We start from the raw sequence: 19,485 nt of genomic DNA, 5'->3' as shown, positions 1-19,485 counted from the left end.
GGTTAAGTTTATGTCTGTTGATTTAGAAAGAAAATTACAAAATAAAGTCCTCCACTGGTTAATAGATGAAGAAAAAGATGGTGGCTTAGGCTACACATATCTTGGCAACCTTGAAGATCAAGACAACACACCAGTTAAAGAGGATTTGCTAAAGAAGAATCTAGAAAAGCGCGGTTATACGAAAGAACAAATTTCAAAAGCAGTAAATGAACTTGCTACTAAGGCTAGCAATCAAGTGGATAGCCTATATCAAACCAATAAAGAGGTCTATTCCCTACTTCGTTACGGAAAGCAAGGCGTAAAGGACGATAATAAAAATCGTCAAACTGTGCATTATATCGACTGGGATAATGTAGAGAATAATGATTTTTATGTAGCTGAAGAAGTAAGCGTACTTTGTTTTAATCAGATAGAAAGAAAACGTCCTGATGTGGTGCTGTATATAAACGGCATCGCTCTTGGCGTATTTGAGTTAAAGCGTTCATGCGTGAGTATTGGCGAAGGTATTCGTCAAAATCTTACAAATCAAAAAAAAGAGTATATTCAACCTTTTTTTAGTACCGTTCAATTAATTTTTGCAGGTAATGAGGCAGAGGGGCTTAAGTACGGTACTATCGAAACGGCTGAAAAGTATTTTCTTAAATGGAAAGAAGATATCAAAGCCACCGATGACCTTTCTGTAACTATCAAGGATATTCAATCTAAAGAAAAGAATAAGCTAAGAGATGCTATAGTCTCTCTTTGTCAAAAAGAACGTTTTTTATCATTGATTTATGACTTCATTATCTTTGATGCTGGAGTGAAGAAAGTTACAAGACATAATCAATACTTTGCAAATATTGCTGCAAGAAAAAGGATTATTGAAAATGAGGGTGGTATCATTTGGAATACACAAGGTTCCGGTAAGTCATTGACAATGGTTTGGCTAGCTAAGTGGATTATTGAAAATGTGGCAGATAGCCGTGTAGTTATCATTACAGACCGTGACGAGCTTGATGACCAAATAGAGAGCCTATTTATTGATGTTAATGAGAAAGTTAAAAGAGCAAAGAGTTCCTCTGATTTAAGAGAAATACTAAATAAAAATGATGATTCTATCATATGCTCTTTAATTCATAAGTATGGACACAATGCAGGTAAACAATCCGATGTGGATCAGTATCGTAAAGAGTTATTAAAGGACTTGCCTGCTGACTTTAAGGCAAAAGGAAACATTATCGCCTTTATTGACGAATGCCACCGTACAAACTCGGGGAAATTACACGAGGCTGTTAAAGTATTGATGCCTGAAGCAGTACTTATCGGTTTTACAGGAACACCGCTACTTAAAAAGGACAAGAAAACCAGCCTTGAAACATTTGGATCGTATATTCACACTTATAAATTTGATGAGGGTGTTGAAGATGGTGTTGTTCTTGATTTGCGTTATGAGGCAAGAGATGTTGACCAAGATTTATCCAATAAGGAAAAGGTAGATTTGTGGTTTGATAATAAAACCTTTGGTCTTACTGAAAGAGCAAAGACACATTTAAAACAGAGTTGGACTTCAATCAATAAATTATATAGTTCAAGACAAAGACTTGAGAAAATTGCAGGGGATATTATCTTTGATATGAATTTAAAACCGCGCCTTAAAAATGAACGTGGAACGGCTATGCTTGTTGCCAACAGTATATACGAGGCTTGTAGATATTGGGATATCTTTACTAGCAATGGCTTTAATAAGTGTGCTGTTGTCACCTCTTACGAACCTTCAGCCGCAAGTGTTAGAACTGCTACCAGCGACTTAAATCAAGAGGGTGAAGAAGAATATAAGAAATCTATTTATGAGCGGATGCTTAGAGGTAAAAAACTATCCGAGTTCGAAAAAGAAGTAAAAGAACAATTCAAAAAAGAACCTGCTAAAATGAAGTTACTTATTGTGGTGGACAAACTATTAACAGGTTTTGATGCACCAAGTGCCACTTATCTATATATTGATAAATCTATGCGTGATCATGACTTGTTCCAAGCAATCTGTCGAGTTAATAGACCGGATGGTGAGGATAAAGACTATGGTTACATTGTAGATTATATGGATTTGTTCCGTAATGTACAGTTGGCAGTTGCTGATTATACAACTGAGGCTTTCGATAACTTTGATAAAGAAGATGTTGAAGGACTTATTAAGAATCGTTATGATGAAGCCAAATCTGAAATGGTAGGTGCAATTGCATCACTTAAAGATTTGCTGGAAAATGTAAATGATCCGAAAGAGGATACTGATTATATTGAATATTTCTGTGGTGAAAATAGTGAGGATGATGAGAGAATAGGTCGTAGGGATATTTTATACGCTCTTACTGCATCCCTAACTCGTTCCTTTGCAAATTGCTGTGATAAACTTGTGAGCAACTATGGTTATTCAGATAATCAAGTTAACCAGCTTAGAAGTGATATTTCTGGATATAACAAAATAAAAGAAATGATTAAACTTGCAAGTTGTGATTATATTGACTTGAAGCCTTATGAGGCAGATATGCGTTATATTCTGGACACCTACATTCGTGCCGACGATTCTAAGGTTGTAAGCGAACTTGCCAATATGCCATTGGTTGAGTTGCTATTAAATAATACAACTACAACACCAATAGATGCATTAGTAAAAGAACTTCCAGGAAGCGATAATGCTAAAGCGGAGATAATTGAAAATAATTTGCAACATGAAATTGTTAAGAAGATGTCATCAAATAAAGTCTACTATGGTAAGCTATCGGAAATGCTCCAAATAGTTATTGACCAAAGACGAATTGAGGCTATGAGTTATGAGGAGTATCTGCGTCAAGTGGTAGAACTAGCACAAGCGATTTTACATCCGGAAGAAAATTCTGATTATCCTGATGCTATTAAGAAAAGCCAAGCCAGAAGAGCTTTCTTTGATTACTTTGATAGAGATGAAAAACTGGCTATAAATAGTGATAATGCTATCCGTAATGCAATACGTCCTGATTGGAAGCGAAATTTCCAGAAACAACAAAATATAAGACTTGCTATATATCAAAATTTATTGGTATATGGTTATGACGAAGATGTAGCAACTGAAAAAACTAATGCCGTCTTCGAAATAGCTGAAAGACAGGGAGAATACGATGTGTAATGAAGTAATAATTGGCGGTATGCCAATAGAGATTATCAAAAAGCAAAATCTTAAAAATCTTTATATAAGGGTTAATCCCCCAGAAGGAAATGTAACTGTCAGCACTCCTAGTGATTATCCTGATGAAGAAATAAGGCTTTTTGTTCTAAAGAAAATGCCGGAGATTACCAAGGTGAGAGATAGGATGTTGTCACAACCACGTCAAACTGAACGTGAATATGTGTCTGGCGAATCACATTATTTATGGGGAAAGCCTTATCGTTTGCAGGTCGTTTATGAAGGAAACAAATACGAAATTACTAAACTACCAAATAAAATAATTTTAACTGCTCCCGAGAGATCGACCAAAGAATCAAGGGAGAGGGCTTTTAACGAATGGTACAGAGAAGAACTTAAACGAGTATTGAATGGTGTGGTTTCAAGGTGCGAGGCAAAGACAAATCTTTATGCTAATGAATACAAAATAAAAAATATGAGGACAAAATGGGGTACTTGTAATATTGATAAAAAAAGAATATGGATTAATTTGCAGCTTGCTAAAAAGCCAGTCGAATGTCTTGAGTATGTGGTTATACATGAACTAGTACACTTAATAGAAAAGAATCACACCCATAGATTTCATGCTCTTGTTGAGGAGTTCTACCCTACCTGGAAAGAGGCAAGAAAGCTATTAGCAGAGCTGCCTTTAGATTATATTGAAAAAGGGGAGTGGGTAGAGAATGAAGAGCAAAATAACATCTAGTGATATTTTTGATATTAATAAAAAATCGGGTGCATTGATACTTGGAAAGAATCGACTTGATGATTATGCAACCAAATTTCTAACAAAATATTGTAAGCAGGCATTGGTTGATCCAATGCCTCTTCCAGTTGAGGAGATTCTTCAGGATATGGGACTTACAGTACAAGAAGTTTCCTTATCTAGCAATTTAGATGTTTTTGGTTGCTGTTTGCTACTAGATGCACATATAGATGTTTATGACCATGAAACAAGGCAATATACATCAACTGCTTTTAATGCTGGAACTGTATTGATTGATCCATTATCTGAAGCTGTATATGGTGAAGGTTCGAAAAGAAACACACTAATCCATGAGGCACTGCATTGGGAAAAAGATAAAAGATATTTTGAAATCCTTGAGATAAAAAATAAAAACGCATCTGAAAAGCTATACCCTATTTTATGCCGTCAATCTGAGACTTTCTATACTCCGCCTGAGGGAAAGAACACAAAAGAAAATGAAGTAAGGTGGTTGGAATGGCAGGCACATAGATTAGCACCAAGAGTCCTTATGCCAAAAAACAGCTTTAAAAAGAAGGCACTGGAGTTTATTCAACAATATAAAGAGGCTGGAGAAAATGTTATATTATCGTGTGACACTTTGATTGAAGATTTAAGTATCTTCTTTAAAACGTCACGGTTATCAGTAAAATATAGATTGATTGAGGTTGGTCTTAAAGATACAATTTTAAGGTTTTCAGATTATGAAGATGTCTATGAAGAAATCAATAGCAATAAAGATTTTGTCAAATTAACTCCAGTAGAAGCGTTAAAGATTATTGACACAGATTCAGTTCTTAAAGGATGGATAAGCGATGGACGATTTGTTTATGCTGACGGGTACTTTGTTCTCGCTGACATCCAGTATGTAAAACAAAAAGATGGAGTACTTCATTTAACTGCTAAAGCAAAGAAAAATCTTGCTAAATGTGTTATTAATATTCGTGAGCAAAAGTTTACTACATATGAAAATGCCGATAAGGATTTTCTTGGTTATGCGGTACTTAGAAAAGTAGAAGGAATTGACAATAGACTTCTTACATTCCATCCAAAGTATCAGTCTTCTTTAATGTGTGAACCAGAAGAGGCTTACCAAGCATTTTATAAACAGTTAGCTTCTTATGATGAACAAGAAGAAATTGAACTTATGAAGATGATAGGAGACCCAACTAAATCACTGTGCGAGTGTTTATGGTTTTTGATGGAGAATAGAAAATGGAACTATCCTAAGCAATTTTACGAAGAGACAGGACTGCACATAAACTATCATGGTAAAATTAAGAAAAATAACTATAACAACATGACTACTAATGTTTTGATGGCGATTTGTGTAGGCATGAGATTAAGTTCTAGAATAACACAAAAGTTATTTGATAAATCAAATAACAAATTAGACTATTATTCTGATCCTGATAAAACCTATATTCGTATAATGGATACTATGCCAGGACTCTCGCTTGACGATTTCAATGGAGTCTTAGGACAGTTTGGAATACCTGAACTAGGTAGTGAAATAAAAATTTAAAAATTCATTAACTCGTTGAGTTGGTTTTGAACCCCGAAAGGGGTTCTTTTTTTTTGCCCAAAATTGAAAAACCCCCATATATAAGGAAACAAAAGCCAACTCGATGAGTTGGTCGCGGAATTTTGAAATCCTTTATGTTTATAAGTGTAAGGCACAGGTCTTACAAAAATTTAAATACGTCTAAAGCTGGCCAGCAGAAGACGGTGGATACATAAATGAATCGAAGATAGTCATTGAAGGGCTATTGGAAAAGTTTATGCTCCTCCGTTTTATTTCCTATGCACATTTTCGGGAAGTAACTCTGTTGGTCATTTTTTTCTAAGACTCATTAGTACTCCGCCGTCTTGCAAGACGGGAAAAGGAGAATCTAATGAGATTTTCAGTAAGGTATGAAGAAAAAATTCAAACAATCGAGCTTAATGATGAAGAAACCGAGCAAATGTGGGTTAGTCTGTCCCTTGTAGGTGAAGGACTTTCCAAATCAAATAAAGAGCGCTTAATTCAAGATGCTTTTAACGATAAGTATAACAAACCTGAGTACAATAACTGGCATAAATTTGACAGACACAGAGGGATGCCGAAAAAACCATTCCGTAAGGACAACGAATCAGAGGATGCAACGGATCATATGGACTATCTTCCCGATAACACCCATGAAGTGGCTCGGAATAAAAAGGAAGATTATGAATATTACTGTGAGATTATTCGTTCTATTCTTAAGCCGAAACATTCAGAACCTTTTATCGCTGTATATCTTGATGGCATGACAATGACAGAGTATGCAAAGCGGGAAGGTGTTAGCAAAAGTGCTATTTCACATCGTTTAGATACAGCTAAGAAGAATTTAAGAAAAGTTTTTCCAGATTCCTCAACTTTCCCCTCTTGTCACGGCTAATAGATAGAGGGCAGCACATAAACGCTCTCGGAAAGAGGTGAAGAACATGAAACACAACTTGAAAATCAGTGTTTCAAAAACTCCACAATCTGGCGGGATTGTTTCCTGTCGTAATGTCACCATAAGGGAGCGTTTCCTTCGTTTCTTACTTGGTGATAAGCAGAAACTGACTATCCTTGTTCCGGGTGACACCGTTCAGGAACTCTCCATCAGTGAGATTAAGGAGGGAGGATTAAACCATGAGCAAAATCAAACTACTTCTTGATGTGGTTTCTGATATGCGTTCTTTGGCGGACAGTATACAAGCGGTTGCTGATGTAATGGCCGGCAATGAACCTGTGGAAACAAAAGAACCGACTACAATCGTAAAAGAATCTGCGCCAAAGAAAAAGGAAATCACTCTGGAGGAAGTCAGAGCAAAACTTGCTGAAAAAAGTCAGGTTGGCCTTACTGCCCAAGTGAGGGAAATCATCCAAAAATACGGTGGCTCTAAATTAAGCGAAGTTGACCCAAAACATTATGCAGATATGTTGAAAGATGCGGAGGTACTAGGGAATGAGTGATCATGCAGTACTTTCCGCATCAGGGTCCCACAGGTGGCTTAATTGCCTACCATCTGCAAGATTGGAACTGGAATTTGAAAATAGCGAATCCAATGCGGCTGCTGAAGGCACTGCCGCCCACGCTCTCTGTGAACATAAACTAAAAAAAGCACTTCACATGAGAAGTAAGCGCCCTGTCTCGGCTTATAACACCGATGAGATGGAAGAACACAGCGATGCCTATGTGGAATTTGTAATGGAGCAGCTTGAACTGGCAAGGCAGAGCTGTACGGACCCATTAATACTTATTGAACAACGTCTTGATTTTTCCTGCTATGTACCGCAGGGGTTCGGAACTGGTGACTGCATCATTATTGGAGATAAAAAGCTTCATATTATCGATTTTAAGTATGGCATGGGTGTGTTAGTAGATGCAGTGGAAAACCCGCAGATGAAATTATATGCCCTTGGTGCTTTGGAAATCTACGATAGCCTGTATGATATCGAGGAGGTTTCCATGACCATCTTCCAACCCCGCAGGGAAAATGTCAGCACATGGACAATCCCGGTAAAGGAATTAAAAGACTGGGCAGAAAATGAACTGAAGCCAAAGGCGAAAAAGGCCTATGAAGGCGAAGGTGACTATCTTCCAGGTGAATGGTGTACTTTCTGTCGAGCGGCTGTTAAATGCCGTGCAAGAGCAGAAGAAAAGCTGAAATTAGCACAGATGGAATTTAAACTGCCACCCCTGCTTACGGATTCTGAAATTGAGGAAGTTCTCTCTAAATTGTCCGATCTTACAAAATGGGCAAATGAAATCATTGCTTATGCCACGGATGCTGCCGTTAATCACGGGAAAGAATGGCATGGTTTTAAGGTAGTCGAGGGCAGATCAGTTCGGAAATATAAGGACGAAGGGGCTGTGGCTGAAGCGGCCAAGGCAAATGGATATAAGGACATCTACCGTCAGAGTCTCATAACCCTTACAGAAATGCAGAAGCTGATGGGCAAAAAGAAATTTGAGCAAATTCTTGGTGGTCTCATACATAAACCACCGGGCAAGCCAACGCTAGTTCCAAATTCGGACAAGCGGCCAGCTATGAATATATCAAACGTAAAAAATGAATTTAACGAAATAACGGAGGAATTGGAATATGAATAATCAAAACAGAACTAAGGTTGTTACAAGCGTCAACACACGTCTTAGCTACTTTCACGGCTGGGAGCCCGTATCCATCAATGGCGGAGCGGAAAAGTACAGCGTATCCGTATTGATTCCCAAAACAGATAAGGAAACCATCAATGCTATCAATGCAGCAGTAGATGCAGCCATTGAAGAGGGCCTTGCAAAGTTTGGTGGTAAAAAGCCGAATAAGGCTGCTATCAAACTGCCACTTCGTGATGGGGACGTAGAACGTGATGACGAGGCTTACAAAGGACATTACTTTGTAAATGCCAACAGCAAGACTCCACCCCAAATAGTAGATAAAGCAGTCAGACCTATCTTGGATCGTAACGAGGTTTACAGTGGTTGTTATGCAAGAGTATCCCTAAATTTCTATGCTTTTAACTCTAATGGCAATAAGGGTGTAGCATGTGGACTTGGCAACATCCAGAAGATAAGCGATGGAGAGCCTTTAGGCGGAAGAACCAATGCAGCTGATGACTTCACAACTATTGAAGATGATGATTTTCTAGCATAAAGAATAAATACAGACGAGGTGGTGGAGGTTGTTCTTCTGCCACCTCGTTTGCATTGGAAAGAGGGGTAATACATGAATTCTATTTCTATTGATATTGAAACATTTAGTAGTGCCAATCTTCAAAAGTCTGGAGTTTACCGTTATGCCGAGAGTGATGATTTTGAAATTCTACTATTTGGCTATTCGGTGGACGGTGGCGAAGTACAAGTTGTTGACCTTGTCAGCGGGGAGGAAATACCAGATGAAATTATAAATGCACTTATGGATAATTCCGTTACTAAGTGGGCTTTCAATGCAATGTTTGAGCGTGTGTGTCTATCAAAATGGCTTAACCTTGAAGATTATCTTGACCCTGCATCCTGGAAATGTTCCATGATATGGTCAGCATATATGGGACTACCTCTTTCTTTGGAGGGAGTCGGTGCAGTTCTAGGTTTAGAAAAACAAAAATTGACTGAGGGTAAAGACCTTATTAAATATTTCTGTACACCTTGCTCCCCTACAAAATCTAATGGTGGTCGAGTTCGTAATTTACCAGAACACGACATGGATAAATGGGAGCGGTTTAAAGTGTATAACATTCGCGATGTGGAATCCGAGATGTCTATACAACAGAGATTATCCAAGTTTCAAGTACCAGAGAATATCTGGGAGGAATATCATCTCGACCAGGAAATCAATGATCGTGGCATTGCCATTGACATTGCTTTCGTAAAACAGGCTGTTGTGATGGATGAACATTCCCGTAAAAAGCTAACGGCTTTAATGCAGGATATAACTAATTTAGAGAATCCGAACTCTGTACAACAAATGAAAGACTGGCTTGCCGATAACGGGCTAGAAACAGATACCCTTGGTAAAAAAGCGGTTGCTGAGATGTTAAAGACAGCACCTGAACCACTAGGCACTGTTTTGGAACTTCGGCAACAACTTGCAAAATCATCGGTGAAAAAATACACAGCAATGGAGAATGCGGTATGTAGTGACGGTCGTGCAAGAGGAATGTTTCAGTTTTACGGAGCCAACAGAACCGGCAGATTCTCTGGCAGGCTGATTCAGTTGCAAAATCTACCCCAAAACCATATGTCCGATTTGGAACAGGCTCGTGCTTTAGTTCGAAGCGGAAACTTTGATGCTCTTACTTTACTATATGATTCAATCCCAGAGGTACTGTCGGAGCTTATCCGTACTGCTTTTATACCACGAGAAGGTATGAAGTTCATTGTGGCAGATTTTTCAGCGATTGAGGCTCGCGTCATTGCTTGGCTTGCAGGTGAAAAATGGAGATTAGATGTATTCCAAAACGGCGGTGACATCTACTGTGCCAGTGCCTCTCAGATGTTTAATGTACCTGTTGAAAAGCATGGTGTAAACGGGCACCTTCGTCAAAAAGGGAAAATTGCTGAACTTGCTCTCGGTTACGGAGGATCTATTGGAGCATTAAAATCAATGGGTGCTTTAGAGATGGGAATTGAAGAAGAGGAACTTCAGCCTCTTGTAACGGCTTGGAGACAGTCCAATCCCAATATCACAAAATTGTGGTGGGATGTTGACCGTGCAGTAAAAACTTGTGTTAAGCAAAAAACTCCCACAGCGACACACGGCATTAAATTTATATATCAAAGTGGAATGCTCTTCATTGTCCTTCCTTCTGGTAGACGGCTTGCCTATGTGAAACCCCGTATGGGAGAGAACGTGTTCGGCGGTGAGTCGGTTACTTATGAAGGTGTCGGTGGGACGAAGAAATGGGAAAGAATCGAAAGCTATGGACCCAAATTTGTAGAGAATATTGTTCAGGCAATCAGTCGTGACATTTTGTGTCATGCCATGCAGACATTAAAGAATTGTTCCATTGTGGCTCATGTACACGATGAAATTATCATCGATGCGGATATGGGAATGTCACTTTCCGCTATTTGTGAACAGATGGCTAGGACACCAACATGGGCAAATGGCCTGTTACTTAGTGCTGATGGCTATGAGTGTCTGTTTTATCAAAAAGATTAAATTAATTGGTAATCGGATAATCGTGTGGGAGGAGGTTAAAAGACCTTCAATTTTTAAATAATGAAAACAGGATAGCACTTATTTTATGACCGGCACGTGCTATCTTGTTTGTTTAATAAACGCTCCATTTTTGTGGAATAAAGGGTTAAAATTCGAATCTTGAAGAAATATAGTGAAAGAACCGATTTTGACTCCTCTCTCTATAAAGTTAATAATAAATCAAGGGGTAAGACTAAATCTATTAAAAACACATGGGACAATAATTGATACATCGACCGATTAGCTTAATTGATTTTATTGCAGAGTGTCTCTAAATGATAACGAATAACTTCCTTCACCTTTTCTGGAGAGTATACATCAGGTCTTAATAAAGCATGAATCGACAATCCCTCTATTAATGCCGTTAACCTACTCTTTTCTAATTCTGCATTCATTGAATCTGATAATACGCCTTTTAGAGCTAAAATTTCAATCATTGAATTTGCTAATTCATATGTACCGTCCGTCATTTCATCTTTTTTGTCCTTTATTGTATCACTTGTAAGTGAACGTAATGCAAGAATCCACCAAACACTCGTTTCAATTTTCTTTTCTTCATCTATTGGTACTAGCTCTAATAAAACTTCTTCTACTGCCTGCACTGGGTTTTCTGACCATTCTATATTTTGAGAACGTTTTTTCCCTTCTTCTAAGTAGTAATTCATAATAAATAATAACATTTCATCTTGAGTTGAAAAATAATGTCTTAACGCACCAGAAGACATCCCTGCCTCAGCTGCAACTCTTCGTATAGACGCTTTCTCAACCCCTTCTTTCCCAATAATATTCCATGCAGCCTCAGCAATTTGTTTGCGCTTTTCATCATGATCAACAATTTTTGGCATTATAAAAATCACTTCCTTTATTTAGCACAGTGTGTTATTATCTTTTTATAGCACGATGTGTTAAATAGATAATACCACAACATTTAAAGGAGGACTAGTTTGTTTGATCGAAACTATTGAAGCATTGATGCCTTCTTCATCATTAGACATTTCTTCAGCATTAATGATTATTTTTTTGTGTGCTTTAATTGATATTTTAAGTCCCGGTGTACTGACTGTAACAGCCTATTTATTACTGACACAACCGAATCAGTTATCTTCTCGTTTATTTGTGTTTTTATTCATCACGCAGTTAGGCTATTTCATCACGGGTTTATTACTCTACTTTGGTGGAAATTCATTATTGAAGAGAATAGAACAATTGTCTCAGTTTGACTTTATCAATTGGTTTTATATCCTACTTGGAGCAGTTCTTGTTCTTATAAGCTTCAGTAAACCAAAAGAGACTACAAAAAAACGTTTAATTTCATTTATCCCCAATAATACAACTATTAAAGGGATGATTATATTAGGGATCATTGTTTTCCTAATTGAATTTGTAACGGCACTGCCTTACTTCTATTCAATCTTTTTAATGTATCATCAAACAATTGAGACTACACCTGCTATCTTAATAATTATTGGATACAATCTAGTAATGGTGCTTCCTTCTCTATTACTATTAGGGGTTAATATTATATTTAAAGAAAGGTTGCAACAAATTCTTGTTAAAATGAGGTCAAAATTAAATGAAGCTCCAATCTCTTCACTCTTGGTAGCGATAGGAGTCATAGGTGCAGTTTTTTTTAATATCGGTCTTAGAGGCATATTAAATTAGAAAAAATATTAAAGAGGTGTTCATCATGAAAGAAATTATCAGTGGACTCAGCCTACTTTTTATTATTCAGGGAGTAGGAGGATTAATCAATCATTTGACTAATGGAGGAAAAAGTTGGTTTTTAGTAAATTATATTGATGCGTTTCAAGGGTTGGAAATCGTTTTGGACATTGTATTTATTGCAGTTGGTGGGATCATAGCTTTAGCCACTCGTAAAATAACATCAAGTAAAAGCGATAAGTGAACGATGCAAAAATAAAAAATACAGAGTGAGAATTTCTCGCTCTGTATTTTTTATTTTAATTGATTCTCCTCAGACTCTACCAACCTTACTCATCCAGGTCATAGATAAAATATGATACCAAAATGATTGTTTTCCTCTTCTCTTATTAGCTCCAAATCCTATAGGCCTATTACAGTTTACGTTACCATTTTTTGTTCATCAATCTAGTCCGTTTGTAAAAGTAGAAAATTACTGAATCAGCTTTTAAATCTATTTTACATACACAAATTTCGAACAAAAATCCGGATGTATAATTTATTTTTTCAAAATCCTCAACAATTATTACCTCCTGTGGCTATTAGGTAGAGGGGTTTCCTCTCTGACTATATTGCAGGAGGTAATTCGTATGGACGAATTAGTAAAAATCAATTATGAAAATCAACGACCAACCGTACTCGGTCGTGATTTACATGAAGCCTTGGAAGTAAAGACCGCTTATAAAGATTGGTTTCCAAGAATGTGTGAGTACGGATTTGAGGAAGGATCAGACTTTAGCTCATTTTTGAGCGAAAGTACTGGAGGCAGACCAAGCATTGACCATCAGTTAACAATTGACATGGCAAAAGAGCTATGCATGATACAGCGTACTCCAAAAGGGAAAGAGTGTCGCCAATACTTTCTTGAAATAGAAAGAAGATGGAATTCCCCAGAAGCAATCATGGCAAGGGCACTTCAGATTGCTAATCAACAGCTAACTCAAGTAAGGAAACAAAATAAAGTGCTTGAAGGTACGATTGCCGTTCAGAATCAGCAAATTGCAGAAATGAAACCGAAAGTCTCCTATTACGATGTAGTTTTAAATTGCAAAGACCTCATTTCCACCTCAGCAATTGCCAAAGATTACGGCAAGTCAGCTATTTGGATGAATCGCTATCTTAATAAAAAGGGTGTCCAGTTTAAACAAGGCGGCATCTGGCTTTTATATCAGAAGTATGCGGAAAAAGGCTACACCAGCACCAAGACACATAGCTATCTTGGCAGTAACGGCCAGCAACATACAAAGGTCCATACATACTGGACTCAAAAAGGCAGACTCTTCATTTACGAACTGATGAAGGCAGACGGTATTTTGCCACAGATAGAAATGGAGGGTGTGTAATGGGAATCAACAAATTCAATCATGAAGGATACCATGATCCAACTCCCCATGAAGCACTGACCAACATAATGAAAAAGGAAAAGGCAGAGAAAAAATCTGCCTTTAAGCCGCTTGTATATATCTGTTCTCCCTATTCCGGTGATGTAGAAGGAAACATTAAAAAGGCTCGCAGTTTTTGCAGGTTTGCTCTAGACCAAAACTGTATCCCGATTGCTCCCCATCTTATGTTTCCTCAGTTTATGGATGATGAAAACCCAGAGGAACGGGAGCTTGCCATATTTATGGACATCGTGCTTATGGGCAAATGCTCCGAGGTGTGGGTGCTGGGCAATACCATCTCAACCGGTATGGCGAGGGAAATTGAAGTAGCCAAGAAACGCAGACAAACGGTCAGATATTTTAGTCCGGAGCATGAGGAGGTTGAAAGCTTATGAAAATTGCAGTGGGCAATAGCCGGATGGATAGAAAATGGAAAAACAAAGATATCTCCTGGGAGGATTTTTGCTCCCGTGTAAAGACGACGCAACGCACCACGGAAACAGTAGAAGAATATCGGAAGTTAAAAAGAGGTCAACAAGATGATATCAAGGATGTAGGCGGCTTTGTCGGAGGACATTTAAAAGAAGGAAGGCGAAAGAAGGGCAATGTTCTGTGTCGTTCTTTGCTCACCCTTGATATGGATTACGGTAGACCAGATATTTGGGAGCAAATCAGTATGCTTTTTGATTTCAAATGTTGCGTTTACTCCACCCATAAGCACACACCGGAAAATCCAAGACTCAGGCTTATTGTTCCCCTTGCTCGTGAGATCAGCGAAGAAGAATATGCAGCTGTTGGACGTATGGTGGCAAAAGAAATCGGTATTGACCTTTTCGATGATACGACATATGAAGCCCATCGCCTTATGTATTGGCCATCCACTTCCTCTAACGGTCAATTTGTCTACGAAGAGCAGGATGGAGCATTACTTGACCCAGATATTTATCTTTCAAAATATGAAAACTGGCGAGATACAACAACTTGGCCCGTATCAAGCAGGCAGTCTGAAGTTATTAATCGCAGTCTTAAAGAACAAGCAGATCCTCTTTTAAAGGAAGGTGTGGTAGGAACTTTCTGTCGCGCCTATTCCGTTCGTGAAGCAATAGAGAAATTCTTAGGTACAGTTTATGAAGCATCTGCTATGGAAGGGCGCTATGACTATATTCCAGCTGACAGTAGTGCGGGTGTAATAATTTATGATGATAAATTCGCTTACAGCCACCATGCCACCGACCCAGCAAGCGGCCTGCTCCTCAATGCTTTTGATCTCGTTCGTATTCATAAATTCGGCTCTTTAGATGATAGAGCTTCCACTACTACGGCTCCTGGCAGGATGCCGTCTTTTGGTGCGCCCAGCATGGGTGCAGTCTATAGGGTGAAAGTCCCGAACTGTGAAGGCAGAAGTAGCAGTAGCTAAACGCAAGGGTGTCTGTGGTGACGCAGAATCTGAAGGAAGCGGGCGGCAAATCTCCGGTCTGAGGGACACGAACTTCATATAAGGCTAGGTATCATTGGATGAGTTTGCCAAACAAAACGAAGTCCTTTCTGCCAAAGATGATACAGAGTAAATGAAGCAGATAGATGGGGAGAAAGACTGTACTCTTACCTGGGGAGGTCTGGCTGAAATGCCGAGCACACTCGGTAACTTACTTTGTGAAGGGTAATTGAACAGCCAGAAGTCAGCAGAGGTCATAGTACCTGACTAGCTTAAGATGGTTAGGGAAGGACTGAACATTTAAGGAGAATATACACTAGGCGTTCATTGTTTATGATGATACAGACAATCCAATTGGACTTACTTAAAGGAGGAAGTGGTGAATTCCACAGGGGACTTTAAGAGGGTGGAATAAACAATGGCACAAATAGCACGTATATTCACGTGAAAGGATGTATCGAAATGATGGAACGAATACTGTCACGGGACAATCTACTTTCGGCATTGAAACGTGTCGAAAAGAATAAGGGTAGCCATGGAGTAGATGAAATGCCTGTAAAATCCCTACGAGCGCATATTCTACAAAATTGGCAAGAAATCCGAAATTCAATAAAGGACGGAACCTATGAGCCTATGCCAGTCAGACGAGTCGAAATCCCGAAACCAAATGGCGGCGTTCGTTTATTAGGTATTCCTACCGTGACAGACCGTTTTGTCCAACAAGCGATTGCCCAAATATTAACCCCAATCTATGACCCAACCTTTTCCGAACATAGCTATGGGTTTAGACCCAGAAGAAGGGCACATGATGCCGTTAGGGAAGCAAGGCAATATATAGAAGAGGGCTACAGATGGGTAATAGATATGGACTTAGAAAAGTTCTTCGACAAGGTAAATCACGATATGCTTATGGGACTCCTAGCAAAAAGAGTCAAGGATAAGACGATTCTAAAGTTAATTAGAAAATACTTAGAGTCGGGGATTATGATAAACGGTGTGGAAACTATCAGCGAAGAAGGTGTTCCTCAGGGTGGACCATTAAGTCCACTACTTTCCAATATCATGTTAGATGAATTAGATAAGGAACTAGAGGAAAGAGGACACAAATTTGTCCGCTACGCAGATGATTGTAATATTTACGTAAAAACCAAGAAGGCAGGTTTACGCGTCAAGAGTTCTATCACTACTTTCATTGAAAAGAAGCTTAAACTAAAAGTAAATGAAGAGAAAAGTGCGGTGGACAGACCGTGGAAACGAAAGTTTCTTGGATTCAGCTTCACATCAAACCGTAATCCAAAAATCCGTATCGCAAAAGAAAGTATAAAGAGAGCTAAAAGTAGAATAAAAGAACTAACATCAAGGTCAAAACCCATTCCATTGGAATTGCGTATTGAGAAACTAAATGAATACCTTGTTGGTTGGTGCGGATATTTTGCGCTGGCAGACACGCCAACTCCCTTTAAACAACTGGATGAACATATTCGAAGAAGACTCCGAATGTGCCTTTGGAAACAATGGAAACTACCCAAAACAAAAATTAAAAGGCTCATATCCCTTGGCGTTCCAAGAGAGAAGGCCCATGAATGGGGAAATTCTCGTAAGAAATATTGGCGCATTTCGAATAGTCCTATCTTACACACAACACTAAATCTAAAGTTTTGGAGAAATCAAAAGCTTAAAAGTCTGTTAGATAGATACAACCATTTGCGTCATACTTAAGTGAACCGCCGTATACCGAACGGTACGTACGGTGGTGTGAGAGGTCGGGGGTTAGTCACCCCCTCCTACTCGATTGCGCCCGGCATGGGTGTAGTCTCTAGGGTGAAAGTCCCGAACTGTGAAGGCAGAAGTAGCAGTTAGCTTAACGCAAGGGTGTCCGTGGTGACGCGGAATCTGAAGGAAGCGAGCGGCAAACTTCCGGTCTGAGGAACACGAACTTCATACAAGGCTAGGTATCATTGGATGAGTTTGCAATACAAAACAAAGTCCTTTCTGCCGAAGGTGATACAAAGTAAATGAAGCAGATAGATGGAAGGAAAGATTGCACTCTTACCCGGGGAGGTCTGGTTGATACGCCAAGTACACTTGGTAACCTATCTAGTAATGGATAGCTGAACAATCAGAAGTCAGCCGAAGTCGTAGTACTTGGTTTGCTCGAGAGAATCAAGGAAGGACTGAACCATTTTAGGAGAACAAACACTCGGCAAACGGTTCTTTATGTATGAAAGCAGAAAATTCTTACGGAACCTACCTGAAAGGAAGAAATGGTGAATTCCATGGGGGACTTCGGGAGGGCTTAGTAAAGAACCCACTTAATGAGAATGTATTGTTCACGTAGAAAGGATAAATCTCAATGTTAATGGAACGAATGCTGTCACGGGAAAATCTTTTATTGGCATTAAAGCGAGTAGAAAAGAACAAAGGAAGTCATGGAGTAGACAATATGTCCGTAAAAGACCTACGAAGACATATTCTCGAAACGTGGGATACACTTAAAACATCCTTAATGGAGGGTACTTATCAACCTTCTCCTGTCCGTCGGGTTGAAATCCCAAAACCGAACGGTGGAGTAAGGTTATTAGGTATCCCAACCGTGACAGACCGTTTCATCCAACAGGCGATTACTCAGATTTTAACCCCTATCTTCGACCCGACTTTTTCAACACAGAGCTATGGTTTTCGACCAAACAAACGAGGTCATGACGGTGTTAGACAAGCGAAGAAATATATCGAAGAGGGATACCGATGGGTAGTCGACATGGACTTGGAGAAATTCTTTGATAAAGTCAATCATGATAGATTAATGCGGACTCTATCCAAAAGGATTCAAGACAGAACGCTCCTATCACTAATTCGGAAGTATCTACAGTCTGGCATTATGATTAATGGAGTCATAACGAAATCCGAGGAGGGTACGCCCCAAGGTGGACCATTAAGTCCTTTACTCTCCAATATCGTTCTAGATGAACTAGACAAAGAGTTAGAAAAGAGAGGGCACAAGTTTGTCCGATACGCAGATGATTGTAATATCTACGTAAAATCGAGAAGAGCCGGAGAGCGAGTAATGGACTCGATTACTACTTTCATTGAATTTACTCTAAAACTAAAGGTGAATCGAGAAAAGTCAGCTGTAGACAGACCTTGGAAAAGAAAGTTTTTAGGTTTTAGCTTCACATTTCATAAGAAACCGAAGGTGCGGATGTCAAACCAAAGTATTCAACGTGTCAAGAAACGGATACGAGAATTAACTTCAAGGTCAAAACCAATTCCAATGGATTATAGAATAGAGAAGCTGAATCAATATTTGATTGGCTGGTGCGGATATTATGCATTAGCAGATACACCCACTATTTTCAAAGAATTAGACGAATGGATTAGAAGGCGTCTCAGAATGTGCCAATGGAAAGAATGGAAGAAACCAAAAACCAAAGTAAGAAAACTCATTGGATTAGGGATTCCAAAAGAGAAGGCATACGAATGGGGAAACTCTAGAAAGAAATATTGGAGAATAGCCAGAAGCCCAATCCTACAGAAAACCCTCACAAACTCCTATTGGGAGATGCGAGGGCTGAAGAGTCTTTATGTGAGATATTCTCAACTACGTCAGACATAAATGGAACCGCCGTATACGGAACCGTACGTACGGTGGTGTGAGAGGTCGGGGGTTAGTCACCTCCTCCTACTCGATTAGGAAAACCCTAATACGCTTTTGTAGGATTGGCAAACCATTCTGCAATTTTATCCGCAATTACTTGGTCTTGGGCACCTTGAAGTAACAATTGAACAACATGATCGGGCAATGGTTTTGTCATGGAATTCGTTTACTTCTTTTCATATTGTTTTATTCGCTTCCAATAAGTCTCTCCTAGTTTTATTTCTCATTTAGAATTTTTGTGTTCCATAAGGGTTTCAAACAATTGTTCAGCTCAATATGAAGATAGGTTACAACCTTGACCTGCAATGGAATCGTTTTTTAAAAAAACACTATCTCCGCAGCCAACGAAAAGTTATTTTTATCAAGCAATACTGCTCCGAATAACGGGTGTAATAGCAGTTTGAAGAAAGCTATTTTCATCATCCAAAGCAAACTGTTCTTTATCGATTCTTCCGATTCTGGAAAACTGTTAAACTGTACTTTTCTTCTTAGAGGTAAAACTCTTCTGCCTATTTTATGCCTTTTCAATCCCCTCTTCCTATTTAGAAATTTGGTATTCCAATCGGAAAATTATCCTAGAATTCAATATAATTTTAACCCTTTTATTTAAGTAAGCCGGATGAGTTATTTGTCTACTTGAAAAATACAATTGAACTTTTTTACAGAATAATATTATAATTGAAT

Annotated in this window: 18 protein-coding genes; 16 read left to right on the top strand and 2 right to left on the bottom strand. The window is 38.7% G+C overall.

Annotated elements, in window-relative coordinates; translation table 11 throughout:
* Window positions 1-10: 10 nt before the first annotated feature.
* The 9 genes from NSQ59_RS21895 (at window position 11) to NSQ59_RS21855 (ending at window position 10,589) form a co-directional block, all read left to right on the top strand.
* Window positions 11-3,136, top strand: a complete 3,126-nt coding sequence (locus NSQ59_RS21895) for a type I restriction endonuclease subunit R (RefSeq protein ID WP_340832753.1) — start codon at window positions 11-13, stop codon at window positions 3,134-3,136.
* Window positions 3,129-3,878 carry a M48 family metallopeptidase gene (locus NSQ59_RS21890; RefSeq protein ID WP_027625314.1) on the top strand — a complete coding sequence of 250 codons (750 nt, stop codon included), beginning with the start codon at window positions 3,129-3,131 and terminating at the stop codon, window positions 3,876-3,878. Before NSQ59_RS21895 ends, NSQ59_RS21890 begins: the two co-directional genes overlap by 8 nt.
* Window positions 3,856-5,442 carry an ImmA/IrrE family metallo-endopeptidase gene (locus NSQ59_RS21885; protein WP_340832752.1) on the top strand — a complete coding sequence of 529 codons (1,587 nt, stop codon included), beginning with the start codon at window positions 3,856-3,858 and terminating at the stop codon, window positions 5,440-5,442. Before NSQ59_RS21890 ends, NSQ59_RS21885 begins: the two co-directional genes overlap by 23 nt.
* Window positions 5,443-5,812: 370 nt before the next feature.
* A complete protein-coding gene (locus tag NSQ59_RS21880; protein ID WP_340832751.1) occupies window positions 5,813-6,337 on the top strand; it encodes a sigma-70 family RNA polymerase sigma factor in 525 nt (174 codons plus the stop codon).
* Between the two features lie 46 nt (window positions 6,338-6,383).
* A complete protein-coding gene (locus tag NSQ59_RS21875; RefSeq protein ID WP_340832750.1) occupies window positions 6,384-6,602 on the top strand; it encodes a hypothetical protein in 219 nt (72 codons plus the stop codon).
* Window positions 6,577-6,900, top strand: a complete 324-nt coding sequence (locus NSQ59_RS21870) for an rRNA biogenesis protein rrp5 (protein ID WP_163200649.1) — start codon at window positions 6,577-6,579, stop codon at window positions 6,898-6,900. The genes NSQ59_RS21875 and NSQ59_RS21870 overlap by 26 nt, the downstream gene beginning before the upstream one ends.
* On the top strand, window positions 6,893-8,041 hold the full coding sequence (locus NSQ59_RS21865) for a DUF2800 domain-containing protein (RefSeq protein ID WP_163200648.1): 1,149 nt from the start codon (window positions 6,893-6,895) through the stop codon (window positions 8,039-8,041). The genes NSQ59_RS21870 and NSQ59_RS21865 overlap by 8 nt, the downstream gene beginning before the upstream one ends.
* Entirely contained in the window at window positions 8,034-8,582 is a 549-nt protein-coding gene (locus NSQ59_RS21860) for a DUF2815 family protein (protein WP_204797893.1), read from the top strand. Before NSQ59_RS21865 ends, NSQ59_RS21860 begins: the two co-directional genes overlap by 8 nt.
* A 72-nt stretch (window positions 8,583-8,654) precedes the next feature.
* Window positions 8,655-10,589 carry a DNA polymerase gene (locus NSQ59_RS21855; RefSeq protein ID WP_340832749.1) on the top strand — a complete coding sequence of 645 codons (1,935 nt, stop codon included), beginning with the start codon at window positions 8,655-8,657 and terminating at the stop codon, window positions 10,587-10,589.
* Window positions 10,590-10,873: 284 nt separating this feature from the next.
* Here the strand turns inward: NSQ59_RS21855 and NSQ59_RS21850 are convergent, their stop codons facing one another.
* The gene (locus NSQ59_RS21850; protein WP_137743047.1) at window positions 10,874-11,473 is read right to left on the bottom strand and encodes a TetR/AcrR family transcriptional regulator; all 600 of its coding nucleotides are present in this window, start codon (window positions 11,471-11,473) and stop codon (window positions 10,874-10,876) included.
* A gap of 103 nt (window positions 11,474-11,576) precedes the next feature.
* Between NSQ59_RS21850 and NSQ59_RS21845 the strand changes: the two genes are divergently transcribed.
* The 7 genes from NSQ59_RS21845 to ltrA (NSQ59_RS21815) all read left to right on the top strand — a co-directional run bounded on the left by NSQ59_RS21845 (window position 11,577) and on the right by ltrA (NSQ59_RS21815) (window position 18,759).
* The gene (locus NSQ59_RS21845; protein ID WP_137743046.1) at window positions 11,577-12,290 is read left to right on the top strand and encodes a GAP family protein; all 714 of its coding nucleotides are present in this window, start codon (window positions 11,577-11,579) and stop codon (window positions 12,288-12,290) included.
* 25 nt (window positions 12,291-12,315) lie between these two features.
* Window positions 12,316-12,534: a hypothetical protein gene (locus NSQ59_RS21840; protein ID WP_039236448.1), complete on the top strand. Its 219-nt coding sequence runs from the start codon at window positions 12,316-12,318 to the stop codon at window positions 12,532-12,534.
* A 385-nt stretch (window positions 12,535-12,919) separates the two neighbouring features.
* Complete coding sequence (locus NSQ59_RS21835; RefSeq protein WP_000344037.1) at window positions 12,920-13,672, top strand: phage antirepressor Ant; 753 nt, start codon at window positions 12,920-12,922, stop codon at window positions 13,670-13,672.
* Complete coding sequence (locus NSQ59_RS21830; RefSeq protein ID WP_000512442.1) at window positions 13,672-14,106, top strand: DUF7768 domain-containing protein; 435 nt, start codon at window positions 13,672-13,674, stop codon at window positions 14,104-14,106. The genes NSQ59_RS21835 and NSQ59_RS21830 overlap by 1 nt, the downstream gene beginning before the upstream one ends.
* Window positions 14,103-15,128 (top strand): virulence-associated E family protein, encoded by a 1,026-nt coding sequence (locus NSQ59_RS21825; protein ID WP_340832748.1) that lies wholly within the window; start codon window positions 14,103-14,105, stop codon window positions 15,126-15,128. The genes NSQ59_RS21830 and NSQ59_RS21825 overlap by 4 nt, the downstream gene beginning before the upstream one ends.
* A 480-nt stretch (window positions 15,129-15,608) precedes the next feature.
* A complete protein-coding gene (ltrA, locus tag NSQ59_RS21820; protein ID WP_340828527.1) occupies window positions 15,609-16,865 on the top strand; it encodes a group II intron reverse transcriptase/maturase in 1,257 nt (418 codons plus the stop codon).
* A gap of 634 nt (window positions 16,866-17,499) precedes the next feature.
* A complete protein-coding gene (gene ltrA / locus NSQ59_RS21815) occupies window positions 17,500-18,759 on the top strand; it encodes a group II intron reverse transcriptase/maturase (RefSeq protein WP_055737770.1) in 1,260 nt (419 codons plus the stop codon).
* Window positions 18,760-19,119: 360 nt separating this feature from the next.
* Here ltrA (NSQ59_RS21815) and NSQ59_RS21810 read toward each other — a convergent pair whose 3' ends face one another.
* Window positions 19,120-19,329, bottom strand: a complete 210-nt coding sequence (locus NSQ59_RS21810) for a hypothetical protein (RefSeq protein ID WP_340832747.1) — start codon at window positions 19,327-19,329, stop codon at window positions 19,120-19,122.
* Window positions 19,330-19,485 lie beyond the last annotated feature (156 nt).

The sequence above is a fragment of the Margalitia sp. FSL K6-0131 genome (assembly GCF_038008735.1).
Lineage (GTDB): Bacteria > Bacillota > Bacilli > Bacillales > Bacillaceae_C > Margalitia > Margalitia shackletonii.
Note: the sequence above shows the minus strand (reverse complement) of the source record. Positions and strands in the feature narration are given on the sequence as shown.